The 16,228-nt window shown below is 69.4% G+C and carries 1 protein-coding gene and 1 pseudogene; both read right to left on the bottom strand.

Going from position 1 to position 16,228, the window contains the following annotated elements; all coding sequences use genetic code 11:
* On the bottom strand, nt 1-250 hold a 250-nt coding region (locus tag D7X96_RS35625; RefSeq protein WP_208647430.1), incomplete at its 3' end, for a hypothetical protein.
* Between the two features lie 384 nt (nt 251-634).
* Nucleotides 635-16,192 (bottom strand): annotated as a pseudogene (locus tag D7X96_RS35630) (non-ribosomal peptide synthase/polyketide synthase); the annotation flags it as partial.
* Nucleotides 16,193-16,228: the final 36 nt, after the last annotated feature.

The following is a 16,228-nucleotide window of genomic DNA, read 5'->3' on the forward strand; positions in this document are numbered from 1 at the left end:
CGTCGAGCGCACCCTCCAGACGCACCGCCATGGGCACGTTGAAGAGGGAGGTCCCAGGCTGCAGCTGATCAATGAACCAGAGGCGCTGCTGGGCGAAGGAGAGGGGCAGGGGCCGGGAGCGGTCCTGAACCGGGATGAGCCCTTGAACGGAGTTGCCGGCGACGGCCTTCTGCGCGGCCATCTTCTTGAGCAATTCGGCGCGCTTCTCCGGTGACAGGTTGGCGATCCGCTTCGACAGCTCGTGGCTCATCTCATGTACTCCGCGCTCGGGGACGCCACTGCGCACGAGCACCACCCGGGGCGGTGATCCTCGTGAGCACTTCGACTGCTGCTGATGCTGGGTTGCCGTTCTGCGCCGCTCTCCCGGGAGAAGCGCGGCGGTGGGCAAACTCGCGGTGGTTACATTATTCCGTATCGACGTGACGTGTCATGAGGGCGCCTCGGCGCTCCTGGGACGCAACCCGGGGATGAATGAATCCTTGTGTTTACAGACCCCACCCTAGGCGGTGGCTCTGACGTCGATGCGTCCCCTGATTCAAATGCCGGATCTCAGGTCCGGAGGCCCCTGGGAACTGGAGCCTCCAAGAAACCGAGAAGTTGATCCGGACAGCGTCTGAATGCTCAGGCGCGGGATTCAGCTGCCCGTGGGGGCTCGAGGCTCGCTGTCCGACGCGCGGCCGAGGATCGCACGCAGCCGCTCCACGACGGCCCCGAGGTGCGGGTCCTGTAGCAGCTCATGGTGGCTGCCGGGGACGTCGTGCACCTCCAGGCCGCCTCGGACCAGGGGCTCCCAGCCTCGGTGGCGGGGGAGCCCGGTCGCGGGCTCGCTGGCGCTCAGCAGCAGGGCGGTGCCGTCGTACGGCGGGGGCACGTACTTCTCCTGTGCGAAGAGGTTGGCCTGGAAGACCCGGAAGAGGGCCCGCAGCTGCGTGGCCCCGGAGTGCGCGTCGAGGATGCGCGCTCGGAGCCCTTCCTGGAGCAGGTGGTCCAGCATCGCTTCGTCATCCCCGTCTGCCAGGGCTTCGGCCGTGACGGAGAACTCCTGGCCGAAGGCGGTGGCCGTCGTCTGGGCGAAGGCGATCCGGATCCGGGCTTCGGAAGAGAAGCGAGGAGCCTGTTCGGAAGGTGGAGTGAGGCCCGGCACATGGGCGTCGATGAGGGCGAGCAGGTCCACGGCTTCGCCGGCCTCGCGCAGGCGGCGGGCCATCTCGTAGGCGATGACGCCTCCGAGCGACCAGCCTCCCAACTGATAGGGGCCGTGCGGCTGCACCGTGCGGAGGGCTTCGATGTAGAGGCTCGCCATCTCCTCGATGGACTCGGCGACAGGGCGCCCGTCGAGGCCGCGGGACTGGAGTCCGTAGACGGGCAGTGACGGCCCCAGCCTGCGCGCCAGCTCCGAGTAGGCGAGGACGTTGCCGCCGCCCGGGTGGACGAGGAAGAGAGGCCGGTGCCCTGGCTCTCCTCGCTCCAGGGGAACGAGGGGCGTCCACGCCTGTGAGTCGTCGCGGAGGACCTGGGCGAGTTGTTCGACGGTGGGCTGCTGGAAGAGGACGGAGAGCGGGAGGCTGAGACCGAGACGCTCGCGGATGGACGCGAGCATGCGCACGGCGAGCAGGGAGTGTCCGCCCAACTCGAAGAAGCTGGATCGGATGCCGACGGAGCGCACGCCGAGGACATCTTCCCAGATCCGCGCGAGCTGCATTTCAAGTGCATCGCGTGGCGCGACGAAGTCCCGGGCCTCGATGGCGTGGGTGTCGGGTTCGGGGAGGGCCTTGCGGTCCACCTTTCCGTTGGAGTTGAGGGGCAGAGCGTCCAGCACCACGAAGGCGGTGGGCACCATGTACTCGGGCAGGCCCTGTCGCAGCTGGGCCTTGAGAGCTTCCACCTCCAGCGAGGCCTCGGCCTTCGGCGTGACGTAGGCGACGAGGCGCTTGTCGGCGGCTTCTCCCTTCGCGACGACGACAGCATCCTTGAGGCCCGGCGCGCGGCGGAGCGCGGCTTCGATTTCGCCCAGTTCGATGCGGAAGCCGCGCACCTTCACCTGGAAGTCGATGCGGCCCAGGTACTCCAACCGTCCGTCCGTGCGGTAACGGACGCGGTCACCCGTGCGGTACATGCGGCCACCCGGAGGACCGTAAGGCTCCGGCACAAAGCGCTCCGCCGTGAGCTCCGGGCGCAGCAGGTAGCCGCGAGCCTGTCCTTCACCGGCGAGGTACAACTCACCTGCCACACCGACGGGCACGGGCTGCAACGAGGCGTCCAGCACGTACGCGCGCGTGGCGGGCAGCGGCCTGCCAATGAGGGGCACCTCGCCCCGGCCAACAAGAGACGCCGTGGAGTAGGTGGTGTCCTCCGAAGGCCCGTAGAGGTTGTAGAGCTTCTGCACCGTGGGGACGGCGTAGACCTGCCTGGCCAACGTCTCCGGCAGGGCTTCACCGGCGAGGTTGACGACACGTACGGAAGGCGGCACCGCATTCAGGCGCAGCAACTGCGCCATGGCGGAGGGCACCGTGTTGACGAGGGTGACGTGGGAGGCGGTGGACAGCTCCGCCAGATGCAGGGCGTTCTTCGCCACGACCACCGCGCCACCGCTGCTCAACGGAGCGAAGAGCTCGAAGACGGAGAGGTCGAAGTTGAGGCTCGTCGCCGCGAGTGTGCCCTTCAACTCCTCGGCGGTGAACGTCTCCAGTGCCCAGTGGAGGAAGGAGACGGCGTTGCCGTGGGAGATGGCGACACCCTTGGGGCGGCCCGTGCTACCGGACGTGTAGATGAGGTAGGCGAGGTGGCCCGGGTGGATGTCCACCGCGGGCGCCGTCACCGGCTGCTTCGCCAGCTCCTCGTCCGAGTCCAGGCACACGGGCGTCGCAGACGTTTCGGGCAGCGCGGAGAGCAGATGCGAATGGGCGACGAGGGCGGGGCCCTGTGCGTCCTCCAGCAGCCACCCCAGACGCTCGCGCGGGTAGCTGGGGTCCAGCGGCACGTAGGCGCCACCGGCCTTGAGGATGCCAAGCGCTCCGATGACAAGGTCCTCGGTGCGCTCGACGCACAGGCCCACGCGGACCTCGGGCCCGACACCCAATCCACGCAGACGGTGCGCGAGCTGGTTCGCCTTCGCATCCAGCTCCCGGTACGTCAGCTGCTTCTCCGGCGTGATGACAGCCAGTGCATCCGGCGTGCGGCGCACCTGGGCCTCCACCATCGCGGGGATGCTGGGGACCTGCGCCACCTGCGAGGCCGGAGGATTCCATTCGACGAGCAGTTGCCGACGCTCGGACTCCGTGAGCAGCGGCAGGTCACCGAGCCTCGTGTCCGGCTCCTTCGCGATGGCCTCCAGCAGCACGCCGAAGTGCCCGGCCATGCGCTGAACCGTCGCCGCGTCGAACAGGTCCGTCGCGTACTCCAGCGTGCCGACGAAGCCATCCTTGCCTTCACGCAAACCCAGCGAGAGGTCGAACTTGGCGAAGTGGGCTTCCAGCGGCAGGGCCTGGAAGGACAGGCCGGGCAGACGCAGCGCCTCGGTGGGCGTGTTCTGCAGGACGAACATGGCCTGGAAGAGCGGACTGCGGCTTAAGTCGCGCGCGGGCTGCACGGCTTCGACGAGCTTCTCGAAGGGCAGATGCTGATGTTCGAAAGCCGCGAAAGTCGTGCCTCGCACCTGGGCCAGCAGCTCCTGGAACGTCGCGCGCGGATCCACCCTGGCGCGCAGCACGAGCGTGTTGACGAAGAAGCCGATGAGTCCTTCGGTCTCCGCCTGGGTGCGTCCCGCGATGGGCGAACCCACGCTGATGTCGTCCTGCGCGGAGTAGCGCGACAGCAGCACCTGGAACGCTGTGAGCAACACCATGAAGGGCGTGGCGCCCTCGCGTCCCGCTAGCGCCTTGAGTGCATGAGCGACATCCGCGGGGATGCGCACCTGCACCGTCGCGCCCCGGTGCGACTGCACGGGTGGCCGAGGCCGGTCCGTGGGCAGCTCCAGCGCGGCGGGGGCGCCGGACAGCTGCTGCTTCCAGTAGCCCAGCTGCGCCTCCAGGACCTCTCCCTGGAGCCAGTTCCGCTGCCACGTCGCGAAGTCCGCGTACTGCACCGGCAGCGGCGTGAGGCCGGGTTCCCTGCCGTCATGGAGTGCGGCGTACAGCGAGATGAGCTCGCGGACGAGCACGCCCATGGACCAGCCGTCGGAGACGATGTGATGCATCGTCACCAGCAACAGGTGCGAATCCTCACGCAGCCGGACCAGTGCACTGCGCAGCAGGGGACCCGTGGCCAGGTGGAAGGGACGCCGGGCTTCCGCGTTGGCCAGCTTCCGGGCCTCTTCCTCTCGCTGAGCTTCGGGGAGGGAAGTGAGGTCCGCGAGCGGCAGCGCCCATCCCGCTGGAGCGTGAATCCGCTGCGTGGGCTGGCCCTGGTGCTCGTGGAAGGTGGTGCGCAGCGACTCGTGATGGGCGACGAGTGCTTCAAAGGCGCGGCGCAGGGCCTCCGCGTCCAACTGCCCCGACAGCTGGAGCGCGGCCGGGAGGTTGTAGGACGCATCCTCCGGCTGAAGCTGATCCAGCAGCCACAGCCGCTGCTGAGCGAAGGACAACGGCAGCGGTCCCTCGTGCGTGGTGCGAGTGAGCTTCGGCGCATGGGGGCCCGTGCTGCCGTGAAGCCGCGCGGCCAGCGCTTCCACCGTGGAGGATTCAAAGAGCGCCCGGAGGGGCAGCTCCACTCCCAGCTCCGCGCGCACGCGAGAGACCACCTGCGTGGCCAGCAGCGAGTGTCCACCCAGCTCGAAGAAGGAGTCCTTCACGCCCACCTGGGGGAGGCGAAGGACTTCGGCCCAGATGGAGGCCAGCTTTGCTTCGGTCTCCGTGCGAGGGGCTTCGTAGCTGGTGCCCGACTGCTGCGCCTCCGGCTCGGGCAGGGCCTTACGGTCGACCTTGCCGTTGGAGTTGAGGGGCAAGGCGTCCAGCACCACGAAGGCGCTGGGCACCATGTACTCGGGAAGGCCCTGGCGCAGATGGGCCTTGAGGGCTTCCACCTCCAGCGAGGCTTCGGCCTTGGGCGTGACGTAGGCGACGAGGCGCTTGTCGGCGGCTTCTCCCTTCGCGACGACGACAGCGTCCTTGAGGCCCGGTGCGCGGCGGAGCGCGGCTTCGATTTCACCCAGTTCGATGCGGAAGCCACGCACCTTCACCTGGAAGTCGATGCGGCCCAGGTACTCCAGCCGACCGTCCGTGCGGTAACGGACGCGGTCACCCGTGCGGTACATGCGGCCACCTGGAGGACCGAAGGGCTCCGGTACGAAGCGCTCCGCCGTGAGTTCCGGGCGAAGCAGGTAGCCGCGAGCCTGGCCTTCACCCGCGAGGTACAGCTCGCCCGCGACGCCAACAGGCACGGGCTGCAACGAGGCGTCCAGTACGTACGCGCGCGTGGCGGGCAGCGGCCTGCCGATGAGGGGCACCTCGTTACGGCCGACGAGGGACGCCGTGGAATAGGTGGTGTCCTCGGAGGGCCCGTAGAGGTTGTAGAGCTTCTGCACCGTGGGGACGGAGTAGACCTGCTTCGCCAACGTCTCCGGCAGGGCTTCACCGGCGAGGTTGATGACACGCACGGAAGGCGGCACCGCGTTCAGGCGCAGCAACTGCGCCATGGCCGAAGGCACCGTGTTGACGAGGGTGACGTGGGAGGCGGTGGACAGCTCCGCCAGATGCAGGGCGTTCTTCGCCACGACCACCGCGCCACCGCTGCTCAACGGAGCGAAGAGCTCGAAGACGGAGAGGTCGAAGTTGAGGCTCGTCGCCGCGAGCGTGCCCTTCAACTCCTCGGCGGTGAACGTCTCCAGTGCCCAGTGGAGGAAGGAGACGGCGTTGCCGTGGGAGATGGCGACACCCTTGGGGCGGCCCGTGCTGCCCGAGGTGTAGATGAGGTAGGCGAGGTGGCCCGGGTGGATGTCCACCGCGGGCGCCGTCACCGGCTGCTTCGCCAGCTCCTCGTCCGAGTCCAGGCACACGGGCGTCGCAGACGTTTCGGGCAGCGCTGAGAGCAGATGCGAATGGGCGACGAGGGCAGGGCCCTGTGCGTCCTCCAGCAGCCACCCCAGACGCTCACGCGGATAGCTGGGGTCCAGCGGCACATAGGCACCACCGGCCTTGAGGATGCCGAGGGCTCCGATGACAAGGTCCTCGGTGCGCTCGACGCACAGGCCCACGCGGACTTCGGGCCCGACGCCCAGTCCACGCAGACGGTGGGCAAGCTGGTTCGCCTTCGCATCCAGCTCCCGGTACGTCAGCTGCTTCTCCGGCGTGATGATGGCCAGTGCCTCCGGCGTGCGGCGCACCTGGGCCTCCACCATCGCGGGGATGCTGGGCTCACGAAGCGCCTGTGCCACTTCCGGATTCCACTCGACGAGGAGTTGCTGGCGCTCAGCGGCGGTGAGCAACGGCAGGTCACCCAGCCTCGTGTCCGGCTTCTTCGCGATGGCCTCCAGCAGCACTCCGAAGTGCCCGGCCATGCGCTGGATGGTCTCCGCGTCGAACAGGTCCGTCGCGTACTCCAGCGTGCCAGTGATGCCCGTGGGCGCTTCTCGCAGGCCCAGGGAGAGATCGAACTTCGCGAAGCGCGTCTCCAGCGGCAGCGTCCTCATGGACAGCCCCGGCAGCCGCAGTTCCTCACCCGGCATGTTCTGCAGGACGAACATGGCCTGGAACAACGGATTGCGGCTCAGGTCGCGCGTGGGCTGCACGGCTTCGACGAGCTTCTCGAACGGCAGGTGCTGATGCTCATAGGCCGCGAGCGTCGTGCCTCGCACCTGGGCCAGCAGCTCCCGGAACGTCGCGCGTGGCTCCACCCGGGCGCGCAGCACCAGGGTGTTGACGAAGAAGCCGATGAGGCCTTCGGTCTCCGCCTGCGTACGGCCCGCGATGGGCGAACCCACGCTGACGTCATCCTGGGCGGAGTAGCGCGACAGCAGCACCTGGAATGCCGCGAGCAACACCATGAAGGGCGTGGCGCCTTCACGCTGGGCCAGGCCCTTGAGCGCCTCCACGAGGTGCGCGGGGATCCGCACGCCCACCGTCGCGCCCCGGTGCGACTGCACGGGCGGCCGAGGCCGATCCGTGGGCAGCTCCAGCGCCGCCGGCGCACCGGCCAACCGCTGCTTCCAGTAATCCAGCTGCGCCTCCAGGACCTCTCCCTGGAGCCAGTTCCGCTGCCACGTCGCGAAGTCCGCGTACTGCACCGGCAGCGGCGCGAGAGCCGGCGTGCCGCCCGTGCTCAAGGCTTCGTAGAAGGCCGCCATCTCGCGGACGAGGACGCCCATGGACCAGCCGTCGGAGACGACGTGGTGCATGGTCACCAGCAGCACGTGCTCCTCCGCCTCCAGGCGCACCAGCAGCCCGCGCAGCAGCGGCCCCGTGGCCAGCTGGAACGGACGGCGGGCCTCCTGGGCCACGATGCGCCAGGCCTCCTCCTCGCGCTGCTCCTGGGGCAGCGCGCTCAGGTCCACCACGGGCAGTTCCCACGCCGCGGAGGCGTGGACGTGCTGCGATGGGGCCTGGTCAGAGGCGGCGAGCGTGGTGCGCAGGGACTCGTGGCGGGCGATCAACGCCTCGAAGGCGCCGCGCAGCGCCTCTGTATCCACCCGGCCCGTCAGCCGCAGGGCGGTGGGGATGTTGTACGACGCATCTCCGGGCTGGAGCTGATCCAACAGCCACAGCCGCTGCTGAGCGAAGGAGAGCGGCAGTGCGCCCTCCCGCGCGACCGGCCGCAGCGGCGGAGCACGCAGCGCGGAGGCCGGGGTCTCCTCCAGCTTCGGCGCGAGCGCTTCGACGGTGGGCGCTCCGAACAGGGCCCGCAGCGGCAGCTCGACACCGAACGCGGCGCGCACGCGCGAGACGAGCTGCGTGGCCAGCAGGGAGTGGCCTCCCAACGCGAAGAAGTCGTCCTGGATGCCGACCCGCTCCACGCGGAGGACTTCGGCGAAGAGGGCCGCGAGCTTTTCCTCCGTGCCGGTGCGCGGCGCGACGAAGGTGGCCGCGCGCGGTGCGTCCCCTGGTTCAGGCAGGGCCTTGCGGTCCACCTTGCCATTGGCGTTGAGCGGCAGCGCCTCCATCACCATGAGCGAGGCGGGCACCATGTACTCCGGCAGCCGCTGCCTCAGGTGGACCCGCAGCGCCTCCACGTCCAGGGCGTGGCCTTCGTGCGCGGTGAGGTAGCCGATGAGGCGCTTGTCCGCGTCCATGCCCCGGGCCACGACGACGGCCTCGTTGACGCCCGGGAAGGCGCGCAGGGCGGATTCGATCTCCCCCAGCTCGATGCGGAAGCCGCGCACCTTCACCTGGAAGTCGACGCGGCCCAGGAAGTCGAGCGTCCCGTCCTCCAGCCAGCGCGCCTTGTCTCCGGTGCGGTAGAGCCGTTCGCCCGGGGTGGAGGCGAAGGGGTGCGGGACGAAGCGCTCCGCGGTCAGCTCGGGACGGTGGAGGTAGCCCCACGCGAGGCCGGGGCCTCCGACGTACACCTCGCCCGCGACGCCCACGGGCACCGGGTGCAGGTTCGCATCGAACACATAGGCCGTGGCGTTCGGGATGGGCCGGCCGATGGGGACCGGGCCGTCCACGTGCGCGCCCCGATGCAAGGGCAGTGTGGTGGAGAAGGTCGTGTTCTCCGTCGGGCCGTAGGCATGGAACAGCGTCGCGCCGTCGGGGAGCCGCGCCAGATGGTCGCGCAGGCGCGCCCAGGGCATCACGTCTCCGCCCGTGAGGACCTGGCTGACGCCCGCGAGCGCATCGCCCTGGTGCAGGACCATCTGCTCGAAGAGCGCGGTCGTGAGGAACAGCGCCGTGACGCGGTGGCGGCGCATCTGGTCGGCCATCTCCTCCAGCGACAGGGCGTGGGGCGGCGCGAGGACGAGCTTCGCGCCGTGCAACAGCGCGCCCCAGAGCTCCAGGGTGGACGCATCGAAGGCGATGGGCGCGATCTGCAGCCACACCTCGTCAGGCTCGAAGCGCATGAAGTCGCTGCCCAGCACCAGGCGCGTGATGCCCCGGTGGGGCACGCTGACGCCCTTGGGCCTGCCGGTGGAGCCCGAGGTGAACATGACGTAGGCCAGGGACTCGCCGTCCATGGAGACATCGGGCGCGTGCGTGGGCAACGCGGACAGGACGTCCTGCTGCGAGTCCAGCCAGACGCGGGTGCCGGAGGCAGGCAACCGGGACGCGAAGGGCTGGTGCGTCACCACCACGTCCACGTCCGCGTCCTCCAGCAGCATCGCGATGCGCTCCACGGGCGCGTTGCGGTCCACGGGGACGAAGGCCGCGCCCGTCTTGAGGATGGCGATGAGAGCCGTCACCATCTCGAACGAGCGCTCGATGGCGAGGCCCACCCGCGCGCCGGGGACGATGCCCAGGGCGCGCAGGTGATGGGCCAGCTGGTTCGCGCGGGCTTCGAGCCGCGCGTACGTCAGCGTCGCCTCCCCCTGCACCAGGGCCACCGTGTCGGGCGTGCGGCGGGCCTGCTGGGAGAAGTGGACGTGCACGGGGACGTCCATGGGGCTGGGGACGGTGGTGTCGTTCCAGTCCACGAGGATGCGCTGGCGCTCCTCACGGGTGAGCAGCGGCAGCTCGGACAGGGCCTGGTCGGGCTTCGCGGCCACGGCCTCCAGCAGCGTGCGCAGGTGGTGGGACAGCCGCTCCGCGGTGCTCCGCTCGAAGAGCGCGGTGCTGTACTCCAGCCAGCCCACGAAGCCCTGCGCCGAGTCCTGCAACGTGAGGGTGAGGTCGAACTTGGCGGAGCGGGCGTCGGAGGCCACCTGCTGGAAGGTGAGGCCCGGGACCCGCAGCTCCTCCGTGGGCGCGTTCTGCAGGGCGAACATCACCTGGAACAGCGGGCTGCGGCTCGCGTCCCGCACGGGCTGGAGGACCTCCACCAGCTTCTCGAAGGGCAGGTGCTGGTGCTCGTAGGCGGCGAGCGTGGTGCCTCGCACCTGCGCGAGCAGTTCGCGGAAGGTCGCCTTCGGTTCAACGTGGGCGCGCAGGACGAGCGTGTTGACGAAGAAGCCGATGAGGCCTTCGGTCTCCGCCTGCGTGCGTCCCGCGATGGGGGTACCCACGCTGACGTCGTCCTGGCCGGCGTAGCGTGACAGCAGGAGCTGGAAGCCCGCGAGCAGCACCATGAAGGGCGTGGCGCCCTCGCGATGGGCCAGGGCCTTGAGGGCCTGGGAGGTTTCGGGCGGAAGCTGGACGGAGAGGGCCGCGCCCGCGTGGGACTGCACGGATGGGCGGGGATGATCCGTCAGCAGCTCCAGCGCCGCGGGAGCCCCGGACAGCTGCTGCTTCCAATAGCCCAGCTGCGCGTCGAGCGTTTCGCCCTGGAGCCAGTGGCGCTGCCACGCCGCGAAGTCCGCGTACTGCAACGGCAGGGGGCTGAGGGCCGGCACGACGCCCTGGGCGAAGCCTGCGTAGAGGGCCACCAGTTCCCGGACGAGGACGCCCATGGACCAGCCGTCGGAGACGATGTGGTGCATCGTCACGAGCAGCAGGTGTTCCTCCTCCGCCAGCCGCACGAGGGCCGTGCGCAGGAGCGGCCCGCGCTCCAGGTTGAACGGCTGCCGTGCATCCTCCGCGACGTGGCGTCGGGCCTCGGACTCGCGCTGGGCTTCCGGCAGGCCGGAGATGTCGATGAGCGGCAGGGTCCATGCACCGGATGCGTGGATCCGCTGGGTGGCCTGGCCCTGATGTTCCTGGAAGGTGGTGCGCAGGGATTCGTGGCGGGTGACCAGTGCTTCGAAGGCACGGCGCAGGGACTCCACGTCCACGCGGCCCTTCAGGCGCAGCGCCGTGGGGATGTTGTACGACGCATCCCCCGGCGTGAGCTGATCCAGGAACCAGAGCCGCTGCTGCGCGAAGGACAGTGGCGCGGTGGTGGCGCGCATCCGCGAGATGCTTGGGGGCGGCTGCACCGAGGACGTCTGGGCTTCGTCGATGCGCCGGGCAAGGCCGGTTACGGTGGGCGCTTCGAACAGCGCTCGGACGGGCAGCTCGCGCCGGAAGGTGGAGCGAACGCGGGCCATGAGCTGGGTGGCCAGCAGGGAGTGGCCACCCAGGGAGAAGAAGTCGTCGTGGATGCCCACGCGCTCGGCGCGCAGCACCTGCGTGAAGAGGGCCGCGAGCTGTTCTTCGGTCGGCGTGCTCGGCGCGACGTAGCTGGAGGTGAGCGTGGTGCCTTGCGGCGCGGGCAGGGCCTTGCGGTCCACCTTGCCGTTGGACGTCAGTGGCAGCGCGTCCAGTGAGACGAAGGCGGCGGGCACCATGTACTCGGGCAGCCGCTCCTTGAGGAAGGCGCGCACGGCGGTGGTGTCCAGCTCCTGGCCCTGAGTGGGCACGAGGTACGCGACGAGCCGCTTGTCGCCGGGGACATCCTCACGGGCGAGGACGACGGCCTCATGCACGGAGGCATGCGCGAGGAGCGAGGCTTCGATTTCGCCCAGCTCGATGCGGAAGCCGCGCACCTTCACCTGGAAGTCGAGCCGCTGGAGGTAGTCCAGCTGGCCGTCGGCGCGCCAGCGCACGACGTCACCGGTGCGGTAGAGGCGGGCACCTGGGGCGGAGGAGAAGGGGTTCGGGATGAAGCGCTCGGCCGTCAGTGCGGACTGGCCGAGGTAGCCCCAGGCGAGGCCTTCACTGGCGAGGAAGAGCTCACCCGGGACACCCACGGGCACCGGCTGCAAGTGAGCGTCGAGGACGTACGTGCGGGTGTTGTCGATGGGGCGGCCGATGGGAGGCCGCGTGCTGTCGTCGCGCAGGACGGGGGTGAAGGTGGCGACGACGGTGCTCTCGGTGGGCCCGTAGTGGTTGAAAAGGGCCACGGGTACTGAGGCAGGAGGGCCGTGGTGGAGGGCGTCGCCACCCGTGAGCAGGGCACGCAGGGCGATGGGCCGAGGCCACTCCTCACGCAGCACGGCCTCGGCGAGGGGCGTCGGCATGAAGCAGGTGGTGATGGCTTCGCGGGCCAGCCACTGAAGCAACTGCGAGGGCTCGGCGCGCACGGCGTCAGGCGGGACGACGAGGCTGGCGCCGGAAGCCAGCGAGGGCCACACCTCCCAGGTGGAAGCGTCGAAGGCGACGCCGGCGGTGAGGGCGGTGGAGTCCTGGGACGTCAGCGAGTAGGTGCGCTGGTGCCAGGAGACGAGGTTCATCAACGCGCGGTGGTGGACGGCGACGCCCTTGGGACGGCCGGTGCTACCGGACGTGTAGATGACGTAGGCCAAATCCTCTGGCCCCACGGACGCCACCGGCAGTGGCTGCATGTGGGCCGCGGACTCCACCTCCAGCGGGAGGACTCGCGCGGAGAGAGAAGGCAGCGAAGCGCGCAGGTGCTGCTGGGTGAGGAGGACGGACGCGCCGGAGTCCTCCAGCATGAAGGCCAGACGCTCCGGCGGGACACCGGGCGCGATGGGGACGTAGGCCGCACCCACCTTGAGGACGGCCAGCAAGCCCGCCACCAACTCCGGGGAGCGCTCCGCAAGGACGGCGACGCGGTCTCCACGGGAGACGTGCAACTGGACGGCAAGCCCGTGCGCCCAGGCGTCGAGGCCCGCGTAGGTGACGCTTCGCTCACCCATGCGCACGGCGATGGCGTCGGGCGTGCGACGGGCATGCTCGGCGACGACGTGGTGGATGCAGGTGTCGCGCGGGAAGGCGGTATCCGTCTCATTCCACTCGACGAGAAGCCTCTGCCGCTCCTCGGCCGTCATCACCTCCAGCGTGGAGACGCGAGCGTCGGGCTGGGCGGCGAGGGAGGAGAGAAGGACGCCGAAGTGGCCCATGAGGCGCTGGACGGTGGAGGCGTCGAAGAGGTCGGTGCTGTACTCGAGGAAGCCGGTGAGGCCCTGGGGGACTTCAAAGAGGGTGAGGGCCAAATCGAAGCGGGAGGAGTTGCCCTCCAGGGGGATGGGCTGGAAGGCCATGCCCGGCACGCGCAGCGCCTCGGCGGGGGCGTTCTGCAGGACGAGCATCACCTGGAAGAGGGGACTGCGGCTCAAGTCGCGCGAGGGCTGGAGGACCTCCACCAGCTTCTCGAAGGGCACGTGCTGGTGCTCATAGGCCGCGAGGGTGGTGGCCTTCACCTGGGAGAGCAGCTGGCGGAAGGACTCCTCCGGGCGCACGTGGGCGCGCAGGACGAGCGTGTTGACGAAGAAGCCGATGAGACCTTCGGCTTCAGCGTGGGTGCGGCCGGCGATGGGGGAGCCGACGGAGATGTCGTCCTGGCCGGAGTAGCGAGACAGCAGCAGCTGCCAGGCCGCGAGCAGGAGCATGAAGGGCGTGGCGCCCTCGCGCTGGGCGAGGCTGCGCAGTGAGTCCATCAGCTCCACGGGGATGTTGACAGGCACGGTAGCCCCGCGCCGGGACTGCACGGCCGGACGTGGACGGTCCGTGGGCAGCTCCAGTGCTGCGGGGGCTCCGGCCAACTGCCGCTTCCAGTAGCCGAGCTGCGCCTCCAGCGTCTCGCCCTGCAACCACTGGCGCTGCCAGAGCGCGAAGTCCGCGTACTGCACCGGCAGCGGCGGCAGAGCGGGAGCCCGGCCTCCACTGAAGGACTCGTAGAGATTCGCCAGTTCGCGGATGAGGACGCCCATGGACCAGCCGTCGGAGACGATGTGGTGCATCGTCACGAGGAGGACGTGAGAGTCGGCGGAGAGCTTGAGGAGGGCGGTGCGCAGCAGTGGCCCATGGCCGAGGTGGAAGGGCTGCCGGGCCTCCAGCGTGGCAAGCCGCAGCGTCTCCTCTTCACGAGCAGCCTCCGCGAGGGAAGACAGGTCCTCCACGGGAAGCGCCCAGGAGGCAGGGGCGTGGATGCGCTGGAAGGGTTGTCCCTCTTCTTCAAAGAAGGTGGTGCGCAGCGCTTCGTGCCGCACGACCAAGGCTTCGAAGGCGCGACGCAAGGCCTCCACGTCCAGCCGCCCCAGGAGGCGCAGCGCGACGGGGAGGTTGTACGACGCGTCGTCCGGCGCCAACTGATCCAGGAACCACAGGCGCTGCTGTGCGAAGGAGAGGGGCTGCGGACCGTCGGTGCGCGTGCGTGTCAGCGGCGGCAGTCGTGTACCCGTGGAGGCACGCTGCACCTTCTCGGCAAGAGCCGCGATGGTGGGCGCCTCGAAGAGGGCGCGAAGCGGCAGCTCTATGTCGAGCGCGGCACGCACTCGGGCCACCAACTGAGTCGCGAGCAGCGAATGGCCACCCAGCTCGAAGAAGTTGTCCGTGCGACCTACGGCTGGGACTCGCAACACTTCGCTCCAGAGGGCTGCGAGCTTTTCCTCCAGCGGAGAGGCGGGTGCTTCGTAGGCGTGAGAGGCCCGGAGCACGGTCGCGTCCGGAGCAGGCAGGGCCTTGCGGTCCACCTTACCGTTGGACGTCAGTGGCAGCGCCTCCAGGGGGACAAAGGCGGCGGGTACCATGTACTCGGGCAGGTGCTGCTTGAGGTGGGCACGCAGGGCCGTCACGTCGAGGGCTTCACCCACGACGTAGGCCACCAACCGCTTGTCACCCGGCGAATCCTCGCGAGCGAGCACGACGGCGTCCTTCACGGCGGGGGCAGCCCGCAGGGCGTTCTCGACTTCGCCCAACTCGATGCGGAAGCCGCGCACCTTCACCTGGGCATCGATGCGGCCAACGAAGTCCAGCTGGCCATCCGCGCGCCAGCGCACCACGTCGCCCGTGCGGTAGAGACGGCCACCGGGCGTGGAGGAGAACGCGTCCGGGATGAAGCGCTCGGCGGTGAGGCCTGGCCGTCCGGCATACCCACGCGCGACGCCCACGCCACCAATGTGTAACTCACCACGCACGCCCACGGGCACTGGATGCCCATGCGGGTCCAACACGTAGACGCGCACGTTCGCCAGCGGCTTGCCGATGGAGGGCACGTTCCCATCCGCCACCACCTCACCGAACGTGGCGATGACGGTGGCTTCGGTGGGACCGTAGGTGTTGAGCAGGCGCCGCCCCGGCGCCCAACGCGCGACAACATCCGCGGGCAGGGCTTCACCGCCGGAGATGACGGTGCGCACTTCAGGCAGTCGCTCGGCGGAGGTCGCTGCAAGCGCTGCGGGGGTGAGGCTGACGACGGAGAGGTGCTGCTCACGCAGCAGGACGGGCAGCGGCGCGCCCGGCATCAACTTCTCCAACGGCGCGAGCACCAGCGTGGCGCCGTTGCAGAGCGTGGTGAAAATCTCCTCCACCGACAGGTCGAAGCTGAGGCTGGCGAACTGGAGTACGCGGCTGCCAGGGCCGATGCCGTACGCCACCGCTTCGTGGGTGACGAGGTTGGCGACGCTGCGGTGTTCCACCGCCGTGCCCTTCGGAGTGCCCGTGCTGCCCGACGTGTACAGCAGGTACGCCATGTTCGCGGGCGTCACGCCCGTCACTGGCGCAACCGTCGGCTCCATGGCGAGCGCAGCGCGCTCCGTATCCAGGCAGAGCGCTCGTGCATGCAGCGCCTCCGGGAAGCGGTCCACCAGCGGCTGCTGGGTGACGAGCACCTGGGCCGCGCTGTCCTCCAGCATGAAGGCCAGGCGCTCACGAGGCAGGAGGGGATCCACCGGCACCCAGGCGCCACCGGCCTTCAGGATGCCAAGCAGGCCGATGACGATATCCAGGGAGCGCTCGACGCTGAGCGCCACGCGGACTTCGGGTCCAACGCCGCGACGGCGCAGGGCATGCGCGAGCTGATTGGCGCGCGCATCCAGCTGCGCATACGTCAGCTGCGTCCCTTCGAAGACCGCGGCAACGGTCTCCGGAGCGCGTCGCACCTGCGCCTCGAAGAGCGAATGCATGCAGGCTTCGGGGAACGGAGCGCGGGTGGCGTTCCAGTCCACCAGCACCTGCTGGCGCTCCTCTCCCGTGAGCAACTGAAGTGACGACACATGCTCGTCGGGTTTCGCGACAGCGCCTTCCAGGAGCACCCGCAGGTGCTCGGCCATGCGAGCGGCGGTGGAAGCGGTGAAGATATCGGTCGTGTACTCGAGGTAGCCCTTGAGGCCCGCGTCCGTCTCCAGCACCTGGAGGGTGAGGTCGAACTTGGCGGAGAAGGTGTCGAGCTCCAAAGCCTCCAGCTTGACGCCCTCCACCATGGCGGCGCCGCGGAAGGAGGCCTGGTAGGTGAGCATCACCTGGAAGAAGGGAGTGCGGCCTGGGATGCGCTCGGGCTTCAACTCCTCCACGAGCCTCTCAATGGGAAGCTCCTGGTGCTCCTGGGC

Source organism: Corallococcus interemptor (genome assembly GCF_003668875.1).
Lineage (GTDB): Bacteria > Myxococcota > Myxococcia > Myxococcales > Myxococcaceae > Corallococcus > Corallococcus interemptor.